The organism is Gordonia rhizosphera NBRC 16068 (assembly GCF_000298195.1).
GTDB classification, from domain to species: domain Bacteria; phylum Actinomycetota; class Actinomycetes; order Mycobacteriales; family Mycobacteriaceae; genus Gordonia; species Gordonia rhizosphera.
The window spans coordinates 1-23,860 of record NZ_BAHC01000060.1 but is presented as its reverse complement, the minus strand read 5'-3'; the positions used below and the strand labels follow the sequence as shown (position 1 = coordinate 23,860).

Below are 23,860 nucleotides of genomic sequence, written 5' to 3'. Positions count from 1 at the left end.
GCACCGACCGACGACTCCAGCGGCGGCGCCTGTGGAGATCACAACCAGCCGAACCGCCTTCTGTAGCGTTGACCGAATGAACTCGCGCTTGATCGCCGCACTCGCCGCCTCCACCCTCGCATTCACGCTCGCCGCCTGTGGCTCCAGCTCGGACAGCACCGAATCAACGGCACCCGAAACGTCTGCGACCGCAGCTGCCGCCTCGTGTCCGACGACCGCCCCCGAGTCCGGCGGTGAGGCCGAATGGACCTACGAGGGTGCCACCGGCAAGGTCGCGGTCACCGGGTCGACCGACACCACCGCGCCGATCATCGACGTCACCACACCGTTCAGCGTGACCGAGACACAGGTCCACACTCTGCAGGCGGGCGACGGACCCGTGGTGGCCGACTCGGCGACCGTGTCGGTCTGCTACGTGGGTGTCGACGGCCGCGACGGCTCGGTCTTCGACAGCAGCTACGAGCGCGGAACCCCCGCCGATTTCCCCCTCAACGGAGTCGTCGCAGGCTTCCAGAAGGCCATCGCCGGACAGACGGTCGGCTCCACCGTCGCGGTCGCCATGACCCCGGCCGACGGCTACCCGGAGGGCAACCCGGCCGCGGGGATCGAGAAGGGCGACACACTGGTGTTCGCGATAAAGATCCTGTCCGCGCAGGGCTGACCCGGTTCAGTCGAGGCAGAACTCGTTGTCCTCCGGATCACCCAGCACGATGTGTCCACCCTCCAGCGGTGGCGCCGGCTCGTGCCGGGCGATCCGGGTGGCACCGAGGCCGACAAGGCGGTCGCACTCCTTTTCGAGCGCGGCCATGCGCTCATCGCCGGCCAGACGGGGCGCAGCCCGAACATCCAGGTGCACACGGTTTTTCGCCGTCTTGCCTTCTGGGACCCGTTGGAAGAACAACCGAGGTCCGGCACCGGACGGATCCACGATCGCCGACGCGTCGTTTCGCCGCTCCGCCGGCACACCCAACGCGTCGAGCGCCGCATCCCAGCTGTCGAACCCCGGTGGCGGGTCCTGGAGTCGGTAGCCGAGCACCGACGCCCAGAACGCGGCCAGCGCCGCCGGATCCCCGCAATCGAAGGTCACCTGGATCTCACGAGTCATATCCTCACGATCGCACGGATTCCGGACTGTTCGCGTCCTCGATCAGAACGACCTCACCCGTAGTGCGGATTGTTGGCGGCAGGAATCGTGATGTTGATCGGCATCCGGAGTTCGGACATGTAGAACAGCACGAACTGTCGTAGGAACTCGTCGAACAACCAGTAGGCCTCTCGGGGCATTCCGACATTCAGAAGCCCTTCGCGCACCGCCACATATGGCCCCCAGGCCGTTTCGAGCAGGGGCCCCCACACAGGTTCGCGCGGGATGTGGAGCCAGTCGGCGATCTTGTCCCCCAACATGAATCGCGTGATCGCCCCCAGGACGGGCCTGCTCATCAACGTGAGATCCAGGTTCATCCCGAGGTCGAGCAGGATGTCGGAGAGTTTGATCCCCTCCGTCGTCGGGGCCAGGATCGGGTCGAGCACCTGCCGGGCCTGCGCGTCGGCAGCATTCCACGATTTGGGGATGTACTGATCCTGGACACCGAGCATGTGCGCGGTCACCTGCCAAGAGTGCAGGAAGCCCGCTGATTCGTCGGCGGCGGTCGGCACATTCCACTTCTTCAGATTGCGCATCACCGTCGTCGGCAAGCTGTGCCAGGTGACCATGATGTCGGCCTGGCTGATCGGGATCTCCTCGGATGCCACGTGACTCCACCACGGTGACCTCGGCAGGATATGGCGCACGGATGCATGCGCCAAGCGGGTCTTCAGACACGTCACGATCATCTCGCCGTCGGGCTGATAGGCGTTGAGTGAACCGATGTCGTAGCCGAGTTTCGCGGTCTTGGTGATGCGGTCCTTCATGTCCGCGCCACCCTGTGAGTAGTACACGGCCCGGGCCTCCCGCGGGATGACCGTACTCATCATCCCACTGGCGAATCCGTACAGCACCCCCAGATAAGTCCCCCTCTTCTGGTTGAACTTCACGGCCGCCGCCAACTTGTCGTGATCGGTCCATGACGGCAGCCGGCGCGCATGTTCCATGAAGTCACGCAACTCTGACGGAAGCCCGGCGGGTAAGGGCTGTCCGTTCTTGGTCCACGCGCGCAACAGCTGATTGACCCGCGGAATCTCACCGCGGTCGAGCAACCTCGCCACCACCGGATCGGCCTCGACGTCCCAGACACCCCTCGGATCTGCGCCGCTGCCATAACCGGGGACCGATGACGCAGGCGACCATGTCCACGGCGTCGACGGCGCGACCACCGCCAACGCGCCGGCAGCCCCCGCCACACCGCCCGCCCTCAACAGGTTCCGCCTACTGAAATCTTCCATTTCTGCAGCTCCCGACCAGTCACAATATGGAATTGATGCAATGAAACATGATGTGTTTCATTGCATCATGCATAGCACGTTGTGATGGCACTCACAAGAGGTGGGGATTGTGGCGCCGGATCCGCGCGACAGTTGTTTCCGCTAGCGTGAGGAAGTGCCGATGGATCCAGCACCCACCGCCCCGACGACGACAGCGAAGTCGTTGCTCGAACGTGCCTACACCGACGCGATCACGCGAACCGACGACGGCGACCGGACCCGCGCCCGACTGCTGGACGCAGCCTTCGACCTGTTCTCCCGATCGGGCATCCAGCGCACCTCCATGGAAGAGGTCGCGCGGCGGGCCGGGCTGTCCCGGATCACGCTCTATCGCAAGTTCGAGACGAAGGACGCGCTGGTCGAACAACTCATCGTGCGGGAGTTCCGGCGCTACTTCGTGCAATTCCTCGAAGACGTGCAGCCTGCACGCACCGCAGCCGACCGTGTGGTCGCCGGATTCGTCAGCTCGCTGGGTGCCATCTCGGGCAACCCGATCATCAGCGGCCTCCTGGAAACCGACCTGTCCCTGCTGGTCGGTTCGCTCATCGGCGATGACGGCGGCATGGTGTCCACGGTGCGACAGTTCGTCGCAGGGCAGCTGCGCAGCGAGCAGGAGGCCGGCAACGTCTCCCCCGACCTCGACGTCGACATGGTCGCCGAGATGATGGTGCGCATCTCGGCCTCTTTCCTGACCATCCCGAGTCAGCTCGTGGACCTGTCCGACGACGATCAATTGGCCGCCCTCGCGCGACGATTCCTCGTTCCGATGCTCGAACCGCAGAATTAATTCAACGTCCGTTGACTTCTGGGGGTGAGGGCTCGTACCCTGCCCTTATGCGTGCAATGATCGTCAAGGAGTTCCGCGAGCTTCGGCGCGATCGCCGCACGCTCGCACTGCTCATCGTGCTACCGCTGTTGTTGCTGGTGATCTTCGGCTACGCCGCGAATTTCTATGTGTCCTCGGCGAAAACGGCGGTTACCGGCCCGGGGGCCGAGCAGGTGGCCGCCGCCCTGCCGCCCTACTTCGACGTAACCGTGATCGCGCCCGGCGACACGCGAGACGACGCCGAAACCATGCTGCGCGAACGCAAGGTCGACGTGGCACTCGTAACCGGACAGGACGTCACGGGGTCCTCCCCGGTTCTCGCCCTGGTGGACGGGTCGAACCTGTTCTCCGCACAGTCCACGGTGTCGATCCTCAACAAGTCCGGCGGAAGCGTGACAACCGAGGTGCTGTTCAACCCCGAGCTGAAAACCTCCTGGGTGATGATCCCCGCCATCATCGGCCTGATTCTGACCTTCATCGGAACCATCGTCACCAGCATCGGACTCGTCCGCGAACGGGAGGCGGGGACGCTCGAGCAGCTGGCCGTCATGCCGATCAAACCGAGTCAGGTCATCCTCGGCAAGATCACCCCGTATTTCCTGCTCGCCTCGCTGGACATGATCGTCGTCACCGCCCTGGGCATGCTGCTGTTCGATGTCCCGTTCAACGGCAACGTTGCGGTGTTCGCGCTGGGCGCAGCCCTGTTCCTGTTCGTCGTGCTGGGTCTCGGCGTGTTCATCTCGACGGTCTCCCAGACGACCGGCCAGGCCATCCAGACCGCGTTCTTCTTCCTGTTACCGCAGATCCTGCTGTCGGGCATGATCTTTCCGCTCGACGCGATGGCCGCCGGGGTGCGCTGGATCGGCTACCTGCTCCCCCTGACCTACTTCACGATGATCTCGCAGGGCGTCATGCTGCGAGCGGCACCGATCGAGTCGCTGTGGTTGCCGCTGACCGTGCTGGCGGCAATGGCGGTGATCGTCTTCACCGGCGCCACACTGCGGTTCCGTCGCGATCTGGCCCCCGGTGTGTCGCGCTCGCATTCTGATGACACCGTCGACGCGGCATGAGTGCCTACGTCCGCTCCGCCACCGTCCGATTCGGCGACACCGTCGCCCTCGACGGGGTGTCGGTGAACGTCCCGTCGGGTCAGATCGTCGCAGTGGTCGGCGGCGACGGCGCGGGCAAGTCCACGCTGCTGCGCACGCTGGCGCGCGAGGTCGCACTCGACGCCGGCACGATGAGCGCGCCGGACAAGTCCGACCTCGGACTCCTGCCGGCGGGCCCCGGTAGTTGGGCGGCGCTGACGGTGCGACAGAACCTGGAGTTCGTCGCCGGGATCTACGGCAGGTCGGGCTCCGACGCCACCGCCCGCATCGACGAGATGATCGCGCGTGCCGGACTGACCGGAGCCGCCGACCGGACCGCCTCGGCCCTGTCCGGAGGCATGCGCCGCAAACTCGCCGCCGCGATGGCGATGATCCACCGTCCGTCGCTGCTGCTGCTCGACGAGCCGAGTACCGGGGTCGATCCGGTGAGCCGAATCGATCTGTGGCGCATGATCTCCGAGGCCGCTGCCGACGGTGCGGCGGTGTTGATGTCCACGACCTACCTCGATGAGGCCGAGCGCGCCGGGTATCTGGTGGTTCTCGAGCGCGGCCGCATCCTCGCGCAGGGTTCCTACGACGATGTGCACCGCGGCTTCACCGGCACCATCACGCGGACCGCGGACCCGGTGCGCCCGGAATGGTCGTGGCGTCGCGGGCACGAACGGCACGAATACTGGCCGCCGGGCGCCACCCCGACCAACTCCTCGACGGTCGACCCTGATCTGGAGGACATCGTGATCGCACTGTCGCTGCGGCGGATGCTGTCGACCGAAACCGGTGTTTCCGAGGTCGCCCCATGAATACCGGGATCATCCGCTCGCACGATGTCACTCGCCGCTTCGGCGATTTCACCGCGGTCGACACCGTGACGATGAATGTCGAACCCGGCGAGGTGGTGGGCCTGCTCGGCGCCAACGGCGCCGGCAAGACCACTCTCATCCGCATGCTGCTCGGGCTGCTGCGACCCAGCAGCGGTGCGGTCACCCTCTTCGACGGACCGCCCGACCGATCGCGTCGCGCCCGACTCGGCTACGTCCCACAGAACCTCGGGCTCTATCAGGACCTCACAGTCGCCGAGAACCTCGCGTTCTCGACGGGCACCTATGGCGTGGCGGCACCGGAACTCCCACCCGATCTCCAGGCGTCGTCGGACACGCTGGTGGGTGCGCTGCCCCTGGGCGCGCAGCGCCGCGTCGCCTTCCTCGCCGCACTGGCCCACACACCGGTGGCGCTGGTCCTCGACGAACCCACCTCCGGGGTCGACGCGCTGTCCCGGGCCCGGCTGTGGGACACGATCCGCGCCGAGGCCGACCGAGGGGCAGGGGTTCTGGTGACCACCCACTACATGGAGGAGGCGCAGGAATGCGACCGCCTGCTGCTCATGTCGAACGGGCTGCTGGTCGGCCAGGGCAGCGAATCCGACGTCATCGGTGACACGCGCGCAGTCGCGGTCACCACCGACGACTGGGCGCAGGCGTTCGGCGCGCTCAACGCGGCCGGGGTTCCGGTGATCCTCTCGGGCCGATCGATCCGCGTCGCGGACACCGATCCCGATGTCCTGCACCGTGTCCTCGCCGATGCCGGGATTCCGGCCACGGTCCAACCGGTCGCGGCCACGCTCGAAGAGCGGATGCTCGTGCTGGCGCGAGCCGCCGATCAATGATGGCCGGCCGGACCCGGGGCCGGCCTCGGCTGGGTGCCGACGAACCCAACCGACGCGAAGTCATCCTCGCCGCGGCGCGGGAACTGTTCGCCGACCGGGGATTCGAGCGAACGACGATGCGGGCCATCGGATCCCGCGCCGGCGTCGACCCGGCACTGATCCACCACTACTTCGGCAACAAGGACGCACTCGTCGTCGAGGCATTGCGTCCCGATGTCGATCCCGCCGAGGTCTTCGGGGGCCTGTCGGCGTTCCTTCCGCAGCCGGGCACCGAGTTCATCACCCGGGTGCTGCACGTCTGGGAGGACGACGGACCTCGCCGCGACCGGGCCGTCGCACTGTTGCGGATCGCGGTGACCCATCCGGAGATCGGCGAGGCCCTCAGCGTGTTCTTCCTCGGGATCGCGCACACGGCGCTGGGCGAGTGCGTCTCCGACGACCAACGTGACCTCCGGCTGGCCCTGATCGCGGGTCAGATCGTCGGTCTCGTCTTGTTGCGGCACGTGATCCGGCAGCCGGACATCGCCGGGGCGGGCCTCGACGATCTCGCGGTCCGCGTCGGACCCGTCATCGACCACTATCTGTCGGCGCAGGACCCCGACGTCTCCGGTCTCCGTGACGCTGCGCGGTGAGCCTGCCTCGAAGTTCGGAATACTCAGTCCACGATGGCGTTGACCGACCAGCCGGACGGCGCCCCGGCGAGCGGCTCCCATCGTGGCGCGTAGTGCTCGAGGAACACCTGGCCGACGAGTTCGCCGCGGCTGCGGACCCCGGTCTTGGCGAAGATCGACTTGAGGTGGTCCTGGACGGTATATGGGGAGACACTCAGCGTATGCGCAATGTCCCTGGTGGAGCGGCCCTGGATGCACAGCAGCGTGACTTGGGTTTCACGCTGTGACAGCCCGTAGGCGAGGGCGATGATGGGCGCCACGTCGTTCGGGGTGGCGGGTTGGATGATGACGGCGGTGCGCTCGACGGCACCGGACAGTCGGGTTCCGTACAGCAGCAGCCATGTCCCGGACCGCGTGCACACACGCGAGCGGGCCGCCAACTCGACCGGGTCGGTGCCCGGGGCGATCGCGCGGGCCCGCGCGGCGACGGACTGGACGGTTTTCGATTCGATTGCTGTTGTGGGGGTGGGGATTTCGACCATTTCGGCAATCCATCGCTCGGCGGCGGGAGATACCGATTCCGCCTCACCGTTCTCGTCGAACACGACCACCCCGGGTCCGTGGTCAAGACGAGTGGAGGTGGCGGCGATTCGGTTCAACATCGCGCGGCGAAGCCCATCGGCGATGGGTGCGGCCAGCCACGCAATGGTGCGCACATCGTCGTCGGTGAACCAGGGCTGATCGGCGTCTCGCAGAAATGCGGCTGCACCCCAGTAGGTTCCGTTCGACACGAAGGAGACGCGCAGCTCGTCGCCGATGCCGTACGCAGCGTGCGAACGGTGGCGCACGCTGCGCGTGAGATCACCGTGAGTGTCGATGCTCAGCGCACCGGCAAGTCTGCCACTGTGCGCGAGAAACGACCATTTGTCGACGTCCTCGACCACATATTCGTGGTAGGCCAGCCACGAACCCGAGCATTCGATCCGGCAATTCATGCTGCCGGTGAACAACACCGTCCCGGGGTCGACGGTATGCCAGCAACTGCGTTCGTAGGCAATCACCCGGCTCAGTTCGTGACCCACGGCAGAACAGAACCCGACCCAATCGAGTCCTCGCTGCGACACCCGAGCGATGCCGTCGCGGGTGCGTAGTGCCAGATTCGTACCCACCCTCGAAGCCTACCGCCGCGCGTCGGCTCTGATGGTCCCAGAATTATGGGATCGTCGTGGTGGTCGTTTCCCACAGTCCTGGGATAGCGGTAGTCCGTACCGGGGTCGAGGGTGAAGTCATGACTACCAACACAATTCATCCGCGGTACACCGAGCGATCTGCTCATGATCCCGCATTGATCTTCCAACTGGCGTCGGGATTCATGGCCGCCAAGCATCTCTTCGCCGCCAGCGAGCTGGGGATTTTCGAAGCCTTGGGCGAGGGTCCCGCCGATCTCGACCGCCTCGCCGCCCGCACCGGGCTGACCCGCCGTGCGACCAGGATCAGCGCCGATGCGATGGTCTCGGTCGGGTTGCTGGAGCGCCACGGCGACGTATACGAGAACACCCCGACCGCCGATGCGTTCCTCTCCGGGGCCACGCCCGCCGACATGCGGCCGCTGCTGCGGTTCTGGGACAAGATCAGTTTCCCGTCATGGATCGACCTGGCCGGTGCGCTGGCCCGCGGTCCGGCCTGGGAGATCTTCGACCTCGACGAATCGCTGCAGCCGATCGCCTCCGCCGGGATCGAAGCCTTCCAGGCGGGACCGTCCCAGGCCCTGCCCGACACGGTCGACCTGACCGACCGGCACCGGCTGCTCGACATCGGCGGCGGCACGGGCTCGTGGTCGATCTCGCTGACCGGGCGGTACCCGCACCTGGAGGCCACGGTCTTCGAGCTTCCCGCGGTTGCCGCGATTGCCAATGAACGCATCGCCGGCGCGATGCTCGGCAACCGAATCCGGGTGCGGGCCGGTGACGCGTTGACCGACGAGCTGCCCACCGGCTTCGACACCTTTCTGATCGCCAACCTCGCGCACTATTGGTCGCCGGAAACCAATCGCACTCTGCTGCAAAGGATTCGAAACGTGGCCGAGCCTGGTGCGCGACTACTGGCCGTCGATTTCTGGACCGATCCGACCCACACACAGCCGTTCGCCGCCGCGCTGATGGCGGGCGAGTTCGCCGTGCACCTTCGCGACGGTGACGTGTACAGCGCGGACGAGTTCACCGAGTGGCTCTCTCACACCGGGTGGCGGTTCCTCGACCACAAACCCCTCGCCGGACCGATGAGCGTCATCATCGCCGAGGCCGCGCCTGCCTGAGTGCGGCCGACCCGGCACGCCGACGATCAGCGCGTGCCGTCGGTCCCCCAAGGTCATCGAGCAGACGGCGCGCCTCGTCGAGGCGGTCGCGTGAGTCCCGGACGACCTGCGACGCCCGCTGATGCTCCTCGTGGGCCGCCTCAACCACCTTGCGGGCGAATCGGAGCTCATCGTCGCAACGCGCCAACTCGGCGCGCAGCGACTCGGCCCGCTCGGCGAGTCCCGCGACCCGTTCCTCGGCGGCATCGAGTTCGTGTTGGCGTCGCGCAACAGCTGTGTCCGCGTCCCGGGCCACCGCTTCGGCCGTCGACACGGCGGACCGGGCCACCTCGATCTGTTCGGCCGAGACTGCCCGTTCTGCCGAGACTGCCGGGGACCCCACGGTCTCCGAAACCTCACCGGCGGAGACCGAGTCACTGCGAGACCCGGAATCGTCGTCGGACTGCTCGGGCACCACGAACACCGCGGCGGGTCCGAATCCGCTGTACTCGGCTGCCGCGGCAAGCCGGCCACGACGGACGGCGTCGGCAACACGATCATCGGCGAGGGCGGCGCGTAAGGTCTGCGTGACCTCCCGGGCCGCTGCCTCGCTGAACGTCGCCTCGTGCACGCCGGCGACCTTCGCCACCGCCGCCACCGATCGAGTGATCAGTTCTGCTCTACGGGCCGACAGGGTCCGCAGCAACTCTGCCGACGCGCGGCGCTGCGCACCCGCGAGTTCGGATCCGAGAGTGAGGAGATCGTCGACACCGTCCGGGTCCGCCCGGGCCCATTGATTGATCGCCCAGGCGGCCAGCGTGGGCCGCCGCAGTTGTGAGACGCTCTGGGCGAGTCCACGTTCCCCGTCGCCGCGCAGCTTCTTGGCGAACTCGCCTCGTCGGCGAACGAACTCGCGCGGGGGAAGACCATAGAGTTCGTCGGCGATCCGCTCGAAGTCCACTATCCGACCTCCCGCGGCCCTCACACCGGGCCGACCGGGTACCGGACTGTGTGTCGGCCGCCCTTGTCTCGTTACTACCCTCGTCGCGTGCAGATGTCGACCTGGCTGGCGTTGTTGACGGCGTGCCTACTGATCAGCTTCACCCCCGGAGCGGGCGCGATCAACACCATGACCAACTCGCTCAACGTGGGGTTCCGGCGCGCCATCTGGGGAGTCCTGGGACAGCAGGCCGCGCTGATGATCCAGTTGCTGATCGTGGCGGCGGGGCTCGGTGTGGTCATCTCGCAATCACCCGCTCTGTTCGCCGTCATCCGCTACCTGGGGGCGGCCTACCTCGTCTACCTCGGTATCCGACAGTTCCTCCGTCAACCGGATGTCTCCGATGAGGTGACGATGGTCCTCGCCGCCGAGTCGCGGTGGTCGATGTTTCAGCGCGGGCTGTGGGTGAACCTGCTCAATCCCAAGGCGATCGTCTTCCTGTTGGCGTTCGTTCCCGGTTTCATCCGTGCCGACGGTTCCCTGGTCCATCAGTACGCGATCGTCGCCGCCACGATCGTGATCGTGGACATCGTCGTCATGTGGTTGTTCTTCGCTGTCATCGCGCGGGGTTTCCGTCGTGTCACCCGGAGCGCACGTGGGCAGCGGAACCTCAACCGGCTATTCGGGTCGCTTTTCATGGCCGTCGGGATTCTCCTCGCGGTCGCATGATTACGCTGAGACCATGCGTGACCGTGAATCGATGGCCTGACCCGATGGCTGCTTTCGCCGAGGAGCACTACGACCGGGTCACCGTGCTGGCCTCCGGTCATCGGGGCGTGTATCCCTACGGCAACACCGTGGTGGTGCGGGGCTCGGAGGCCACACTCGTCGTCGACCCGTCGCTCGAGGTAGACCACGACCCGGTCGGTACCGATGTGGTGATGATCAGTCACGCGCACGAAGACCACATCGCCGGCCTCAAACACTTCCGGTCGGCCATCCGCGCGCACACCGCCGATGTCGACGCCGTCCGGTCCCTCGCGGCCCTCCTCGACGGCTATGGCCTCACTCCGCAGGAACGTCTCGCCGTCGGGCGCGACATCGCCGACCAGTTCGATCTCCCAGACGGATTCCCGGACACGGCCGGGGTCGAGGCGGGTCACGTCTTCGACCTCGGCGACGTCACGGCCACGGTGATCCACCTTCCCGGCCACACCCCCGGTCACTGTGGAGTGCTGGTCGAACCCACCGGGTTCTTCTACATCGCCGACATCGACCTGACCTCGTTCGGACCCATGTACGGGGATGTCGGTAGCAGCGTCGACGATTACCTGGCGTCCCTGGACCGCGTCCGGAACATCGACGCCCGCTGGTACGGCACCTTCCACCAGAAGGGCGTCGTCGAGGGCGCCGAGGAGTTGGGTCGCCGACTCGACGACTTCGCGGCGGTCATCAGACGCCGCGAGGAACGGCTGCTGGAATTCCTCGATCGTCCCCGGTCGGTGGCCGAGATCGTCACTCATCGGCTCGTCTACCGCCCGCATGTGCAACTGCCCTTCGTCGACGCGGTCGAGCGACGCACCGCGCAACTGCACCTCGCGCGGCTGATGCGGCATGCACAGGTCGTCGAGACCGACGACGGGACGTTTGTCCGGACCTGAGGCCGGCCACGAGACACACGCTTGTGACGAGCCGGCGGCGGTCTACGCAAAGCAACCCGAAACACCCTGCGTGCGTGCAAGGATCGGGACCATGAGCGAGCACACATATCGAGTCATCGAGGTCGTCGGCTCCTCGCCCGACGGAACCGATGCCGCCATCGCGAATGCGATCGCCCGGGTCGCCCAGACCACCCGCAACGTCGAGTGGTTCGAGGTCGTCGGCACCCGCGGCCACATCGTCGACGGCGCGGTTGCACACACCCAGGTGACCCTCAAGGTCGGGTTCAGAATCGACCCCGCGGACTCCGACGGATAACAGGCGGGCGACCTCCGAATCTGGCACCGATTTGGAGCAAAGTCTTGACTGAGTCCAGAAAAGCGGCACAATTGTGTGCGTGCCGTCACACTCCGAGTACGCAGAGCGGTTGCGTAATGCGGACCTGCGGGTAACCCGCCCGCGGGTTGCCGTACTCGACGCCGTGAGCGCACTGCCCCACGCCGACACCGACACGATCGTCGGTGCGGTCCGCGCCGGACTTCCCGAGGTCTCCCGGCAGGCGATCTACGACGTGCTCCGCGCGTTGACGAGCGCCGGCCTGGTCCGCCGCATCCAACCATCCGGTCACGTGGCCCGCTACGAGTCACGTGTCGGCGACAACCACCACCATGTCGTCTGCCGGTCCTGCGGGATCATCGCAGACGTCGACTGCGCCGTCGGAGAGGCACCCTGCCTCACACCGTCGGACCCGCAGGGCTTTGTCCTCGATGAGGCCGAGGTCATCTACTGGGGCCTGTGCGTAGACTGCTCGTCCCCTCGCACTTCGGGATCACGCCCGTGATCTCAGCTTGAATCACCACTCCCGGAAGGAATGTCGTGACCGAGGAAAATCCCGCCCAGGCCGCTACGCACCCGCCGATCGGCGAGGCGAACACAGAAGCCGGTGAAAGCGGCTGTCCGATGCGGATCAAGTCTCCCGTCGAGGGAGGAGGCAACCGTGATTGGTGGCCGGACCGCCTCAACTTGAAGATCCTGTCGCACAACCCCGACGTCATCAATCCCATGGACGCCGATTACGACTACGAGGAGGCGCTGGGAAGCCTCGACGTCAATGCACTGGTCGCTGACCTGAAGTCGGTCATGACCGATTCGCAGCCGTGGTGGCCGGCCGACTTCGGTCACTACGGCCCCTTCTTCATCCGCATGTCCTGGCACGCGGCCGGCACCTACCGGGTCGAGGACGGTCGTGGTGGCGCCGGCACCGGTATGCAGCGGTTCGCACCGCTGAACAGCTGGCCCGACAATGTCAGCCTGGACAAGGCACGTCGCCTCCTCTGGCCCATCAAGAAGAAGTACGGCAAGGCACTCTCATGGTCGGATCTGCTGGTCCTGGCCGGCAACGTGGCCATCGAGGACATGGGTCTGCCCACCAAGGGTTTCGCGTTCGGGCGTCCGGACGAGTGGGAACCCGAGGAGGTCTACTGGGGTTCGGAGGGCGAGTGGCTGGGCACCGACGCCCGGTACTCCGGTGAACGTAATCTCGAGAACCCGCTCGCCGCGACCACGATGGGCCTCATCTACGTCAACCCCGAAGGGCCGGAAGGCAAGCCGGACCCCTTGGCGGCAGCCCAGGACATCCGTGACACGTTCGGGCGGATGGCGATGAACGATGTCGAGACCGCTGCACTCATCGTCGGTGGCCATACTTTCGGCAAGACCCACGGCAACGGCGACGCCGAGCTCCTCGGGCCGGAGCCCGAGGCCGCACCCATCGAGGAGATGGGCCTGGGGTGGCACAACCCGCAGGGCACCGGCGTCGGCGCCGATGCGATCACCAGCGGCATCGAGGTCATCTGGACGACCACACCGACCGCATGGGACAACACCTTCCTGGAGATCCTCTACGGCTACGAGTGGGAACTGACCAAGAGCCCCGCCGGCGCCTACCAGTGGAAGCCCAAGGACGGCGGCGGAGAGGGCACCGTTCCGAATCCGTTCGGTGACGGCACCACTCACCCGTCGATGCTGACCACCGACCTCACGATGCGGCTCGATCCGGCTTTCGGTGAGATCACCCGACGCTGGCTCGATCATCCCGAGGAGCTGGCCGAGGAGTTCGCCAAGGCGTGGTTCAAGCTGCTGCACCGTGACATGGGTCCGGCGATCCGCTACCGCGGCCCCCTGGTTCCGTCCGAGACCTACCTGTGGCAGGACAACGTCCCGGCCCAGGAGGGCGAGGTCATCTCCGACGCCGACATCGATTCGCTCAAGAGTCAGATTCTGTCGTCCGGATTGACGGTGCCCCAGCTGGTTTCGACGGCGTGGAAGGCGGCGTCGACGTTCCGTGGCAGCGACTACCGCGGTGGCGCGAACGGCGGCCGGATCCGACTGCAGCCGCAGGCGGGCTGGGAAGTCAACGAGCCCGACGAGCTCGCCCAGGTGATCTCGACGCTGGAGCGAATCCAGGAGTCGTTCAATGCCGAGCCCGGCGCGCAGGTCTCGTTCGCGGATCTGGTCGTGCTCGCCGGCGTGGCCGGCGTGGAGAAGGCCGCCAAGGATGCCGGTTTCGACGTCGCAGTGCCGTTCACCCCGGGCCGCACCGACGCCACTCAGGAGATGACCGACGTCGACGCGGCCGTCTATCTCGAGCCCCGGGCCGACGGGTTCCGCAACTACGAGGGCAAGGGGCTTTCGCTCTCCGCCGAGTACCTGCTCATCGACAAGGCGAACCGTCTCACCCTCTCGGCACCTGAGATGACCGTGCTCATCGGCGGCCTGCGTGTCCTCGGCGCCAACTACAAGGGCTCCACACTCGGCGTGCTGACCGATCGACCCGGACAGCTGACGAACGACTTCTTCGTCAACATCCTCGACATGGCGACCGTCTGGGCTCCGTCGTCCGCCGACGACGGCACCTACGTCGGCAAGGACCGCACCTCAGGTGCGGAGAAGTGGACCGGCAGCCGGGCCGACCTCGCCTTCGGATCGAACTCCGAATTGCGTTCCTACGCCGAGGTCTACGCCGAGGACGACTCGAAGGAGAAGTTCGTCAAGGACTTCATCGCCGCGTGGGACAAGGTGATGACCCTCGACCGGTTCGACCTCGACTGAGATGCCGACCTGACTCCGTTCCTCCCCCGCCCCTGTGATCCGTGCCCCAGAAGTCGGTGACGAACACAGGGGCCCGGGGGAAGAACGGAGTCAGTCGGGTGGGCCGTAGTTGACGTGGACCACCCCGTTGTCGTAGACGTCGCTGCCCAACAGCGACAGCGTGCGCTCGGTTGTGTCGTCTGACCACAGTCGCGCGCCGGAGCCCAGAACGATCGGGTAGATGAACAGGTGCAGTTCACCGATGAGTCCATCGGCGAGCAGCGCCCGGACGAGCGTCCCACTGCCCGAGACGTAGATGTCGCCGTCGGTCTCGTCGACAATCTGGCGGATCTTGCGCGGGTCGTAGGGTCCGGTCACGGTGGAATGGGCCCATTCGACGGTCGGCGTCCTGCTGGCGACGACGAGCTTTTCCGTGTCGTTGAAGAACGGCGCGCCGGGATCATCATCGGCGGTGCGAGTCGACCATGCCGGCGCGAACATTTCGAAGGTCGTGCGACCCAGCATGATCCTGCTCGACGCGGCGCACATTGCACCGATGGTCTCGCCCATCCGTGGATCAAAGCCAAACTGGGCGGTCCAGGCGGGGTTCTCGAAGACCCCGTCGAGCGAGATGAACTCGTGAACCGTGATCACGTTATGCCTCCTGTTGATGAGTGGTGCGTTCGGCAACGTACCCGTATTGACTCCGACGGTCGGGCGAAATCATCGGACCGCGTCCGGCGCAACTCCTTGCGCACAGTGCGACACACCGGCCCCGGCAGGCCCGTCTCACCCGGCTGAACTGGTCATCCGGCACCATCGCGGAATTGTCGTTATGCTGGCGCTTTCCAGTGGTCGACTGCGGCAGTCGCCGGGGTCGCCGAGGACGGACGGGAGCTGATCATGACCGCAGACCTGAGCCCGAATGCGCTCACACCGGGGCCGACCCCGGCTGTCCGCCACATCCGCCTGACGTCCCACAGCGGCGGCCTCGACGCGCGCACCATCAGCTGGGGAGCCTCGACCGCCGCCGAGCGCGGGCCGGTGATCGGCACGACCTCGCGCCGGTCGGATCGCAACGTCATCGGCACCCACAGCGGGTCCTACAGCGTTTACCGCGCCCTCGCGGTTGCGGCGGGTGCCCTGTCGCGTGAGCATCGCGCCGACCTCACCAACACTGCACCCACCGACGTCATCGGCCCGTACCCCCAGTGGGCCGACCCCGACGCGATCGTCAGCCTGGACCCGTGGGGCGCGATGACGGCCGAGGCGTTCGCCGACGATCTCGCCGCCGGGCGCGACATCCGGCCCACCATCGCCGTCACCAAGGCCCACGTCGCCCTGCCGGAGATCGCCGAGGCCATCGCGAAGGGACGCCTCAAGCCCGACGGCCGGTTCCTGCTGGAGTCCGGTGCGGCGCTGGTCACCAAGGCCGCGGTCGAACCGGTCTGGCACCTGCCGAGCGTGGCCCAGCGGTTCGGGTGTTCGGAGGCCGACCTGCGTCGTGTCCTGTTCGAGGAGACCGGTGGCATGTACCCGGAGCTCGTCACCCGCTCGGACCTCGAGGTCTTCCTGCCGCCGATCGGCGGTCAGACCGTCTACATCTTCGGCGACCCCCACGATCTCGCGAATCCCTCCGTGGAATTGACCGCTCGGGTCCACGACGAATGCAACGGCTCTGACGTCTTCGGGTCCGACATCTGCACCTGTCGTCCCTACCTCACCCACGCGATCGAGGAGTGCATCCTCGGCGCCCAACGTGGTGGGGTGGGTCTGGTTGCGTACTCACGCAAGGAAGGTCGCGCGCTCGGCGAGGTGACCAAGTTCCTCGTGTACAACGCCCGCAAACGTCAGGAGGGCGGTGACACCGCCGACCAGTACTTCGCCCGCACCGAATGTGTCGCGGGCGTTCAGGACATGCGTTTCCAGGAACTGATGCCCGACGTGCTGCACTGGCTCGGCGTGCGCAAGATCCATCGGCTCGTCTCCATGAGCAACATGAAATACGACGCGATCACCGGCGCCGGTATCTCGGTCGGCGAACGGGTCAACATCCCCGACGACCTGATCCCCGACGACGCCAGGGTGGAGATCGACGCCAAGATGGCCGCTGGTTACTTCACTCCCGGACCGGTTCCCGACGCCGCCGAACTCGCCAGGGCCAAGGGCCGAGGACTGGACACGTGAGCATCGGGGCCGGCCCCGCGGTGACCGATCACCGGGCCGACGCGCCGTTCGCGGCGGTCGATCGTCTGCGCCGCACCGCGGCGATCCGGGAACGGGCCACACAACTGCTCGCCCGTGCCCGGTCCGGGGAGTCGCGCTGGTTCACCGTCGACGACGACGCGCTCGTGGCGGCGGCCGATACCGTCGCCGACGTGACCCGTCGGCGTTACCCGGACCTGACGATCCCGTTCCACAGCCGATGGCGGCATTTCGAGGCCGCGGGGGTGGATCGTCTTGCCGGAGCCGATGATCGGCTGCCGCGCGACGCCGCCGAGCGCGCCCGCACCCTCATCGACCTGGCCGTCGTGAGTGTGCTGCTCGACGCGGGTGCCGGACCGGACTGGAGCTTCCACGAAGCCGACACCGATCTGCGCATCGCCAGATCCGAGGGCCTGGCGGTGGCGAGCTGGCACGGATTCCTCGCCGGGGTCTTCTCCGGCGATCCGCAGCATCCGCTCCGCGTCGACGCCACCGCAATGCGGGCCATCTCCACCGAGTCGCTGCAACGCGTGTTCCAGGTCGACACCGCCAATCGGATCGTCGGGTTGGAGGGCCGCGCCGCGCTGTTGCGTCGGCTCGGTGACGCCCTCGCACGGCAGCCGGACGTATTCGGCCCCGAGGGCCGACCCGGTCACATCTACGACACGGTGATCGCGTCCGAGGCGCCCGAGGCACACGACATCCTCTCCCTGCTGTTGCGCACCCTGTCGGGGATCTGGCTGTCGGACAACATGATCGACGGCATCCCGGTCGGTGACTGCTGGCGGCACGACGCGGTGCGCGGCCCCGGCGCCACCGACGGCTGGATGCCGTTCCACAAGCTGTCGCAGTGGTTGACCTACTCGCTTCTGGAGCCGTTCGCATGGTCGGGCGTCGAGGTCGGCGGCATCGACAAGCTGACCGGGTTACCCGAATACCGCAACGGTGGGCTCCTCCTGGATACCGGAGTACTCCGGCTGCGTGATCCTCTTCTCGCCCAGCACATCTGGACCGTCGATGACGAACTCGTGGTCGAGTGGCGAGCCGTCACCGTCGCGCTGCTCGACGAGGTCGCGCCGCTGGTGCGCGGCGCACTTGGCGTCGGCGCCGATCGACTACCGCTCGCGTGTGTCCTCGAAGGGGGCACCTGGGCGGCGGGACGCGCGCTCGCCGGACGGCTTCGGGGCGGGCTACCACCACTGACGATCGACAGCGACGGCACGGTCTTCTGAACGGACAAGGACGGACACATGGACGACGTGGTTCTGATCGATCATCCGCTGGTACAACACAAGTTGACCCTGATGCGCCGGAAGGACACCTCCACCAACGATTTCCGCCGGCTGCTCAACGAGATCTCCACCCTGATGGCATACGAGGTGCTGCACGACATCCCGATGCATCCGGTGACGATCGAGACGCCGTTGGAGACGATGACGGCCAACGTCATCGACGGCAAGAAGGTGGTGTTCGCCTCGATCCTGCGGGCCGGTACCGGCATCGTCGACGGCATGCTGACCGTCGTCCCGGGGGCCCGGGTCGGGCACATCGGGCTCTATCGCGATCCCAAGACGCTCGTCGCCGTCGAGTACTACTTCAAGATGCCCGGCGACCTCGCCGAACGCGACGTCGTGGTGGTCGATCCGATGCTCGCCACCGGGCACTCCGCGGTGGCGGCGGTCGATCGGATCAAGGAATACTCGCCGCGGTCGATCAAATTCGTCTGCCTCCTGACATGTCCGCAGGGCATCGACACGCTGCGCGCCGCACACCCCGACGTACCGATCTTCACCGCGGCCGTCGACCGGGGACTCGACGAGCACGGCTACATCGTCCCGGGTCTCGGCGATGCCGGAGACCGGATCTTCGGCACCACCTGACCTGGAGCCCGCCGCAGGATCACCTCGGCAGGTGCCAGGCCACCGCCGCGCCGAGTGCACCGGTGGCATTGAGTGCCCAGTGAAGCGCCACGGGCGCCAGCAGACTCGTGGTGCGCCAACGCAGCCAACCCAGGACGAGTCCGGCCGCTGCGGTCGCCGCCACCGCACCCGCGATCCCGGCGATCTGCGCCGCCACCCCCGAGCCGAGCACGTCGCTGAGGCCCTGGTTTCCGGAGGTCAGTCCGAGCGACGAACTGACGTGCCAGAACCCGAACAGGATCGCCCCGAGGGTGAGGGTCCCCCGCACCCCGAACAACCGCCCGAGCGCACCCTGCAGCACACCGCGGAACATCAGTTCCTCCGGTAACACCGTCTGCAACGGGATCACCACCAGCGCCGCGAGCAGCGCGGACGACGCACTGTCGTACCGGTCGTTGAGGAAGAACTGGCGTGTCGCGGGAATGGCCACCGCCACCGACACGATCCCGAACACGGCGACCGCGGCGCCCAGCGCGTAGATCACGCCCGCGCGGAGCTCGGAACGACTGAGCCCCATCTCACGCCACTGCAGACCGGCCAGCCGGGTGCCGATCGCCAGCAGCACTGCCGCGACGGGAACGGCCAACAGGTTGGCCCACCGTGAGGTGAAGTGCGCGATCACGTTGGTGGCCACCAACGTGGCGATGACGCCGATCAGCAGCCACACGGATCGGGTTCGCGACGGCACGCCCGTACTCTGCCATGCGCGAGGAGCGCTCGCTGCGCCAATCGCCGAGAAGTACCGATCAGTTGTGGGGGACGTCGGCGGTCAGCCCGCCGTCCATCACGAACTCCGTCCCGGTGGCGTACGAGGATTCGTCGCTGGCGAGGAACACGATGAATGTGGAGACCTCGCTCGACTCCGCCGCGCGGCCCAGCGGGGTCTTGACGATGTCTTCCGGCAAACCCTCGGTCATCGGCGTCCGGATCATGCCGGGGTGGATGGAGTTGACCCGGATGTTGTGCGGGGCCAGTTCCAGCGCGGCCGATTTGGCCAGCCCGCGTACACCCCACTTGGACGCCACATAACCATGCGCCCAGGGGCTTCCGCGCAGTCCCTCCACCGACGACACGTTGATGATCGATCCGCCGCCCGCCGCCATCATCGGCTCGACCGCGGCCTGCATGCCGAGGAAGGTCCCGGTCAGGTTGACGTCGAGAATCTGCTGCCACTTGTCGAGGCGGAACTTCTGCAGCGAACTGCCGTTGACGATGCCGGCGTTGTTGACGAGCACGTCGAGCTTGCCGAACTCGTCGACCGCCGTGCCCACCGCCGCGGCCCAGTCCTCGGGCGAGGTCACGTCGAGGTGGACATACCGGGCGGCAGCACCGAGTTCGTCGGCCAGTGCCTTGCCCTCGTCGTCGAGGATGTCGCCGATGACGACCTTCGCGCCTTCCGCCACGAGCATCCGCGCATGTGATGCCCCCATGCCTCGAGAACCACCGCTGATCACCGCGACCTTGTCGTCCACACGTCCCATGGCGAGCCAGGTTACCTGGTCAACGCGCAAATGAGAACAGGTTCTACCGTGGTGCCCGACATCGTGCTCTACTGATATGGACACTAGTCCGGACAAATGTTCACCTGACCAGCGCGAGGAGCGAACCATGGCCATCCGAGTGGCGCACGTCGGAACCGGAAACGTCGGGAGCCTGGCGCTGCGGCAGCTCATCGCCGACCCTCGTTTCGAACTCGTTGCGCTGTGCGTGTCGTCGCCGGAGAAGGTCGGCAAGGACGCGGCCGAACTCGCCGGGGTCGACGGCGACACGGCCGGCGTGACGGCCACCGACGACCTCGAGGCGATCATCGCGGCCGACCCCGACTGTGCGGTCTATTGCGCGATGGGCGACACCCGTCCGATCGAGGCGTACGACGACTGCCTGCGCCTGCTGGGCGCCGGCATCGACGTGGTCGGGTCGGCACCCGGCTCGCTGCAGTATCCGTGGGGCGTGATGCCCGACAAGGCGATCACCAAGCTCGAGACGATCGCGGACAAGAACGAGGCGAGCATCTTCATCACCGGGGTGGATCCGGGCTTCGCCAACGATCTGATCCCGTTCGCCCTGGCCGGGACGTGTCAGCAGATCGAGCAGATCCGCTGCATGGAGATCGCCGACTACGCCACCTACGACGGTGCCACCGTGATGTTCGAGGTGATGGGGTTCGGGAGGCCGATGGACGAGACCCCGATGCTGTTCGTGCCCGGCGTACTCGGCCTGGCGTGGGGTACCACGATCCGCCAGCTGGCGGCCGGGCTCGGCGTGACCGTCGACGAGATCGTCGAGCGCTACGAGGAACAGGCCGCCCCCGAGGCCTTCGAGATCGCGTCCGGGCACGTCGCGGCGGGCACCCGGGCGGCGGTGCGTTTCGAGATCGTCGGCATGGTGTCCGGCAGACCCGCGATCGTCGTCGAACATGTGACGCGGCTGCGCGAGGATCTCGGTGAGTCCTGGGCCCGACCGGCGCAGCCGGGCGGGTGCTACCGCGTGGAGATCGTCGGCGAACCCTCCTACCGCGTCGACATCTGCCCGACCAGCGCACACGGCGATCACAATCACGCGGCGATCGTCGCGGCGGCCGGACGGATCGTCAACGCGATCCCGGCGGTCATCGACGGTCCGTCGGGGATTCGTACCACCCTGGATCTCCCGCTGGTCACCGGGACCGGCACCTATATCGGGTAATGGCTGCGGCACGTCGGTTGGCACTCGTTCGACGCCACCGAACTCGACGCCGAAATCCGCCCGAACGGACGGGCGTTGCCACGCCGCGGGTCGAACGGTGGGCTGATAGCGTGAGTGCTCCCACGACCGCAGGAGCAGACGGTGACATCTGGCGAGGACAGATCCGAGGCGACGACCGACCCCGCACCCACTCCCGACGAGGCACCCGCCGCCGCTGAGACGAGCGTGCAGACGGAGACGACGGACACGACGACCGAGGACGAGCAGGCAACCGCACCCACCTCCGAGAAGGCGGCAGGCTGGTGGGCACGGCAGCTGCAGCGGGTCTCGTTCGCCGGTGCAATCATCGCGCTGATCGACCTCTGGTTCTCGATGACCCCGTCGCTCCTACCGCGCGGCCCCCTGTTCCAGGGCATCGTCGGCGGCGCATCCGCGGCCGTCGGCTACCTGCTCGGTGTCTTCATCATGTGGCTGGCGCGTTTCCTGATCTCGCGTGATCGCCCGTGGCCGAGCGCCGCACGACTCGCGTGGCTGATCCTCGCCGCCGTCGGGCTGATCGGCACCGTGATCATGCTGGCCTTGTTCATGCGTTGGCAGAACGAGCTTCGCGACCTGATGGGTGTGGAGCACCTGGACTGGACGGCGTACCCGATCATCGCGGTGATCGCCCCGATCGTCTTCCTGCTGCTGATGGCGCTGGGCAGGTTGTTCGCCTTCGGTGTCCGCTCGGCGGTCCGGCTGTTGAACCGGTTCGCGCCACCACGGATCTCCGCGGCCGTCGGCGCCGGACTGGTGATCGTGCTGACCTTCTTCATCCTCAACGGCGTCGTCGCGAAGTATTCGATGCAGTGGCTCAACGCCAGCTTTGCGGCGGCGAACGAGGAGACGAAACCCGACAACGCGCCGCCCACCAGCTCGCTGCGCTCGGGCGGGCCGGGTTCGCTGGTGACCTGGGAATCGCTGGGACGTGAAGGGCGTGTATTCGTCTCCCGCGGACCCGACGTCGGTGCACTGACTCTGTTCAACGGCGCACCGGCCACCGAACCGATCCGCGTCTACGCCGGCCTGAAGTCGGCCGACAGCATCCGCGAGACCGCCGAGCTCGCCGCCGACGAACTCGTCCGCACCGGCGGGCTGGAACGCCAGGTCGTCGCGGTCGGTTCGAGCACCGGCAGCGGGTGGGTGAACAAGGCCACCGTCGACTCGCTGGAGTACATGTACAACGGCGACACCGCCATCGTGAGCATGCAGTACTCGTTCCTGCCCAGCTGGCTGTCTTTCCTCGTCGACAAGGAACGCGCGCGTCAGGCCGGCCGGGCGTTGTTCGAGGCGGTGTCCGAACGGGTGCGGTCGGTCCCCGAAGCGGATCGACCGAAGCTGGTCGTGTTCGGTGAGAGCCTCGGATCCTTCGCCGGCGAGTCGGCGTTCGGCACCATCCCGACGGTCGCCGCGCGCACCGACGGTGCGTTGTTCAGCGGCCCGACGTTCAACAACACGTTGTGGAACGACACCACCTACGATCGTGACCAGGGATCGCCGCAACGTCTGCCCATCTACGACGACGGAGCCCAGGTCCGGTTCATCGCCGACGAGAACGATCTCTCCCGGCCCGACGCCCCGTGGGACTCGACGCGGATCGTCTACCTGCAGCACGCCAGCGACCCGATCACCTGGTGGAGCCCGAGGCTCATCCTCAACGAGCCGGACTGGCTCAGAGAACCTCGCGGCAGTGACGTCCTATCTGCCACTCGGTGGATCCGGTTCGTGACCTTCCTTCAGGTGTCGGCGGACATGGCGGTGTCCACAAGCGTCCCGGACGGACACGGCCACGACTACCTGTCGGCGATCCCGTACTCGTGGGCGGCGATCCTGCAACCGCCCGGCTGGACCGAGGCGAAGACCCAGGCGTTGCTGCCGCGCCTGACCCGTGACTGACCGGCGGATACTGACTCTCATGAGCGACATCGGGCGCGACCGCATCCGCGAACTCCTCGACGCAGTGCTCGCCGACGACCAACGCAGTCTCGACGAGATGGCCGCCGGAGCGTACGCGTCCCCGTTCCATTTCAGTCGCCAACTGACCCGCCACACCGGCGAGTCCCCGGTGGCGCTACGGCGCCGTGTGTTGCTCGAACGCGCCGCCTGGCAACTGCAGCGCGGGGCCTCGGTGACCGATACCGCGTTCGCCGCCGGGTACGACTCGATGGACGGTTTCGCGCGGGCCTTCGCACGAGCCTTCGGTCATCCGCCGAGCCGCTCCGGGGCGCGAGCCGACCGTGGGCACTGGCTGCCGTCGCCGAACGGCATCCACTTCCATTCCCCGACGGTGCTGTACGTCGACAGCGGGACGACGTCCGAGGAGTCCGCCGGCGACGTACTGGCCCTCATGGTGCGCCATGACCTCGACGACATCGGCACGCTGCTGGAGGCCGCCAAGGA

At 66.9% G+C, this 23,860-nt stretch carries 25 protein-coding genes; 18 read left to right on the top strand and 7 right to left on the bottom strand.

Going from position 1 to position 23,860, the window contains the following annotated elements; translation table 11 throughout:
- Positions 1–76 precede the first annotated feature (76 nt).
- Positions 77–661, top strand: a complete 585-nt coding sequence (locus tag GORHZ_RS06585) for an FKBP-type peptidyl-prolyl cis-trans isomerase (protein WP_040530462.1) — start codon at positions 77–79, stop codon at positions 659–661.
- A gap of 6 nt (positions 662–667) precedes the next feature.
- Here the strand turns inward: GORHZ_RS06585 and GORHZ_RS06580 are convergent, their stop codons facing one another.
- Both GORHZ_RS06580 and GORHZ_RS06575 read right to left on the bottom strand, forming a co-directional pair.
- Positions 668–1,105, bottom strand: a complete 438-nt coding sequence (locus tag GORHZ_RS06580; protein WP_006331420.1) for a VOC family protein — start codon at positions 1,103–1,105, stop codon at positions 668–670.
- A 53-nt stretch (positions 1,106–1,158) separates the two neighbouring features.
- Complete coding sequence (locus tag GORHZ_RS06575) at positions 1,159–2,382, bottom strand: oxygenase MpaB family protein (protein ID WP_040530460.1); 1,224 nt, start codon at positions 2,380–2,382, stop codon at positions 1,159–1,161.
- Positions 2,383–2,542: 160 nt separating this feature from the next.
- Between GORHZ_RS06575 and GORHZ_RS06570 the strand changes: the two genes are divergently transcribed.
- The 5 genes from GORHZ_RS06570 to GORHZ_RS06550 are packed head-to-tail and all read left to right on the top strand — an operon-like array spanning position 2,543 to position 6,651.
- The gene (locus GORHZ_RS06570; RefSeq protein WP_006331418.1) at positions 2,543–3,208 is read left to right on the top strand and encodes a TetR/AcrR family transcriptional regulator; all 666 of its coding nucleotides are present in this window, start codon (positions 2,543–2,545) and stop codon (positions 3,206–3,208) included.
- Between the two features lie 47 nt (positions 3,209–3,255).
- Positions 3,256–4,317, top strand: coding sequence for an ABC transporter permease (locus GORHZ_RS06565; RefSeq protein WP_040530458.1), 1,062 nt, complete (start codon positions 3,256–3,258; stop codon positions 4,315–4,317).
- Positions 4,314–5,156 (top strand): ABC transporter ATP-binding protein, encoded by an 843-nt coding sequence (locus GORHZ_RS06560; RefSeq protein ID WP_006331416.1) that lies wholly within the window; start codon positions 4,314–4,316, stop codon positions 5,154–5,156. The genes GORHZ_RS06565 and GORHZ_RS06560 overlap by 4 nt, the downstream gene beginning before the upstream one ends.
- Positions 5,153–6,019, top strand: coding sequence for an ABC transporter ATP-binding protein (locus GORHZ_RS06555; protein WP_006331415.1), 867 nt, complete (start codon positions 5,153–5,155; stop codon positions 6,017–6,019). The genes GORHZ_RS06560 and GORHZ_RS06555 overlap by 4 nt, the downstream gene beginning before the upstream one ends.
- Positions 6,019–6,651 (top strand): TetR/AcrR family transcriptional regulator, encoded by a 633-nt coding sequence (locus tag GORHZ_RS06550; protein ID WP_040530477.1) that lies wholly within the window; start codon positions 6,019–6,021, stop codon positions 6,649–6,651. Before GORHZ_RS06555 ends, GORHZ_RS06550 begins: the two co-directional genes overlap by 1 nt.
- A gap of 23 nt (positions 6,652–6,674) precedes the next feature.
- Here the strand turns inward: GORHZ_RS06550 and GORHZ_RS06545 are convergent, their stop codons facing one another.
- Positions 6,675–7,799, bottom strand: a complete 1,125-nt coding sequence (locus tag GORHZ_RS06545; protein ID WP_006331413.1) for a LuxR C-terminal-related transcriptional regulator — start codon at positions 7,797–7,799, stop codon at positions 6,675–6,677.
- A gap of 119 nt (positions 7,800–7,918) precedes the next feature.
- Here GORHZ_RS06545 and GORHZ_RS06540 point away from each other — a divergent pair, with 119 nt between their 5' ends.
- Positions 7,919–8,944, top strand: coding sequence for a methyltransferase (locus GORHZ_RS06540; RefSeq protein ID WP_051998775.1), 1,026 nt, complete (start codon positions 7,919–7,921; stop codon positions 8,942–8,944).
- Here the strand turns inward: GORHZ_RS06540 and GORHZ_RS06535 are convergent.
- Positions 8,919–9,884 carry a hypothetical protein gene (locus GORHZ_RS06535; protein ID WP_006331411.1) on the bottom strand — a complete coding sequence of 322 codons (966 nt, stop codon included), beginning with the start codon at positions 9,882–9,884 and terminating at the stop codon, positions 8,919–8,921. The genes GORHZ_RS06540 and GORHZ_RS06535 overlap by 26 nt on opposite strands.
- 93 nt (positions 9,885–9,977) lie before the next feature.
- Between GORHZ_RS06535 and GORHZ_RS06530 the strand changes: the two genes are divergently transcribed.
- From GORHZ_RS06530 to katG, 5 genes are all read left to right on the top strand, one after another.
- The gene (locus GORHZ_RS06530) at positions 9,978–10,592 is read left to right on the top strand and encodes a LysE family transporter (RefSeq protein ID WP_245551360.1); all 615 of its coding nucleotides are present in this window, start codon (positions 9,978–9,980) and stop codon (positions 10,590–10,592) included.
- Between the two features lie 44 nt (positions 10,593–10,636).
- Entirely contained in the window at positions 10,637–11,524 is an 888-nt protein-coding gene (locus GORHZ_RS06525) for an MBL fold metallo-hydrolase (protein WP_040530456.1), read from the top strand.
- A gap of 91 nt (positions 11,525–11,615) precedes the next feature.
- Entirely contained in the window at positions 11,616–11,840 is a 225-nt protein-coding gene (locus tag GORHZ_RS06520; RefSeq protein ID WP_006331408.1) for a dodecin, read from the top strand.
- Between the two features lie 79 nt (positions 11,841–11,919).
- Positions 11,920–12,363 carry a Fur family transcriptional regulator gene (locus GORHZ_RS06515; protein WP_040530454.1) on the top strand — a complete coding sequence of 148 codons (444 nt, stop codon included), beginning with the start codon at positions 11,920–11,922 and terminating at the stop codon, positions 12,361–12,363.
- A 35-nt stretch (positions 12,364–12,398) separates the two neighbouring features.
- The gene (gene katG, locus GORHZ_RS06510) at positions 12,399–14,633 is read left to right on the top strand and encodes a catalase/peroxidase HPI (RefSeq protein WP_006331406.1); all 2,235 of its coding nucleotides are present in this window, start codon (positions 12,399–12,401) and stop codon (positions 14,631–14,633) included.
- A gap of 90 nt (positions 14,634–14,723) precedes the next feature.
- Here katG and GORHZ_RS06505 read toward each other — a convergent pair whose 3' ends face one another.
- On the bottom strand, positions 14,724–15,266 hold the full coding sequence (locus GORHZ_RS06505; protein ID WP_006331405.1) for a dihydrofolate reductase family protein: 543 nt from the start codon (positions 15,264–15,266) through the stop codon (positions 14,724–14,726).
- 249 nt (positions 15,267–15,515) lie between these two features.
- On the opposite strand from GORHZ_RS06505, the gene GORHZ_RS06500 reads away from it, so the two are divergent.
- The 3 genes from GORHZ_RS06500 to upp are packed head-to-tail and all read left to right on the top strand — an operon-like array spanning position 15,516 to position 18,697.
- Positions 15,516–16,799, top strand: coding sequence for a GTP cyclohydrolase II (locus GORHZ_RS06500; RefSeq protein ID WP_006331404.1), 1,284 nt, complete (start codon positions 15,516–15,518; stop codon positions 16,797–16,799).
- Positions 16,796–18,049, top strand: a complete 1,254-nt coding sequence (locus tag GORHZ_RS06495) for a URC4/urg3 family protein (protein ID WP_006331403.1) — start codon at positions 16,796–16,798, stop codon at positions 18,047–18,049. Before GORHZ_RS06500 ends, GORHZ_RS06495 begins: the two co-directional genes overlap by 4 nt.
- A gap of 18 nt (positions 18,050–18,067) precedes the next feature.
- The gene (gene upp, locus GORHZ_RS06490; RefSeq protein WP_006331402.1) at positions 18,068–18,697 is read left to right on the top strand and encodes a uracil phosphoribosyltransferase; all 630 of its coding nucleotides are present in this window, start codon (positions 18,068–18,070) and stop codon (positions 18,695–18,697) included.
- Between the two features lie 19 nt (positions 18,698–18,716).
- Here the strand turns inward: upp and GORHZ_RS06485 are convergent, their stop codons facing one another.
- A complete protein-coding gene (locus GORHZ_RS06485; RefSeq protein ID WP_006331401.1) occupies positions 18,717–19,424 on the bottom strand; it encodes a CPBP family intramembrane glutamic endopeptidase in 708 nt (235 codons plus the stop codon).
- A 58-nt stretch (positions 19,425–19,482) separates the two neighbouring features.
- Complete coding sequence (locus GORHZ_RS06480; protein WP_006331400.1) at positions 19,483–20,217, bottom strand: glucose 1-dehydrogenase; 735 nt, start codon at positions 20,215–20,217, stop codon at positions 19,483–19,485.
- 127 nt (positions 20,218–20,344) lie between these two features.
- On the opposite strand from GORHZ_RS06480, the gene GORHZ_RS06475 reads away from it, so the two are divergent.
- The 3 genes from GORHZ_RS06475 to GORHZ_RS06465 all read left to right on the top strand — a co-directional run.
- Positions 20,345–21,421, top strand: a complete 1,077-nt coding sequence (locus GORHZ_RS06475) for an NAD(P)H-dependent amine dehydrogenase family protein (RefSeq protein WP_006331399.1) — start codon at positions 20,345–20,347, stop codon at positions 21,419–21,421.
- Between the two features lie 141 nt (positions 21,422–21,562).
- Positions 21,563–23,356, top strand: a complete 1,794-nt coding sequence (locus GORHZ_RS06470) for an alpha/beta hydrolase (protein ID WP_006331398.1) — start codon at positions 21,563–21,565, stop codon at positions 23,354–23,356.
- Positions 23,357–23,375: 19 nt separating this feature from the next.
- Positions 23,376–23,860, top strand: a 485-nt coding sequence (locus tag GORHZ_RS06465) for a helix-turn-helix transcriptional regulator (RefSeq protein ID WP_006331397.1), incomplete at its 3' end; no start/stop codon positions are given.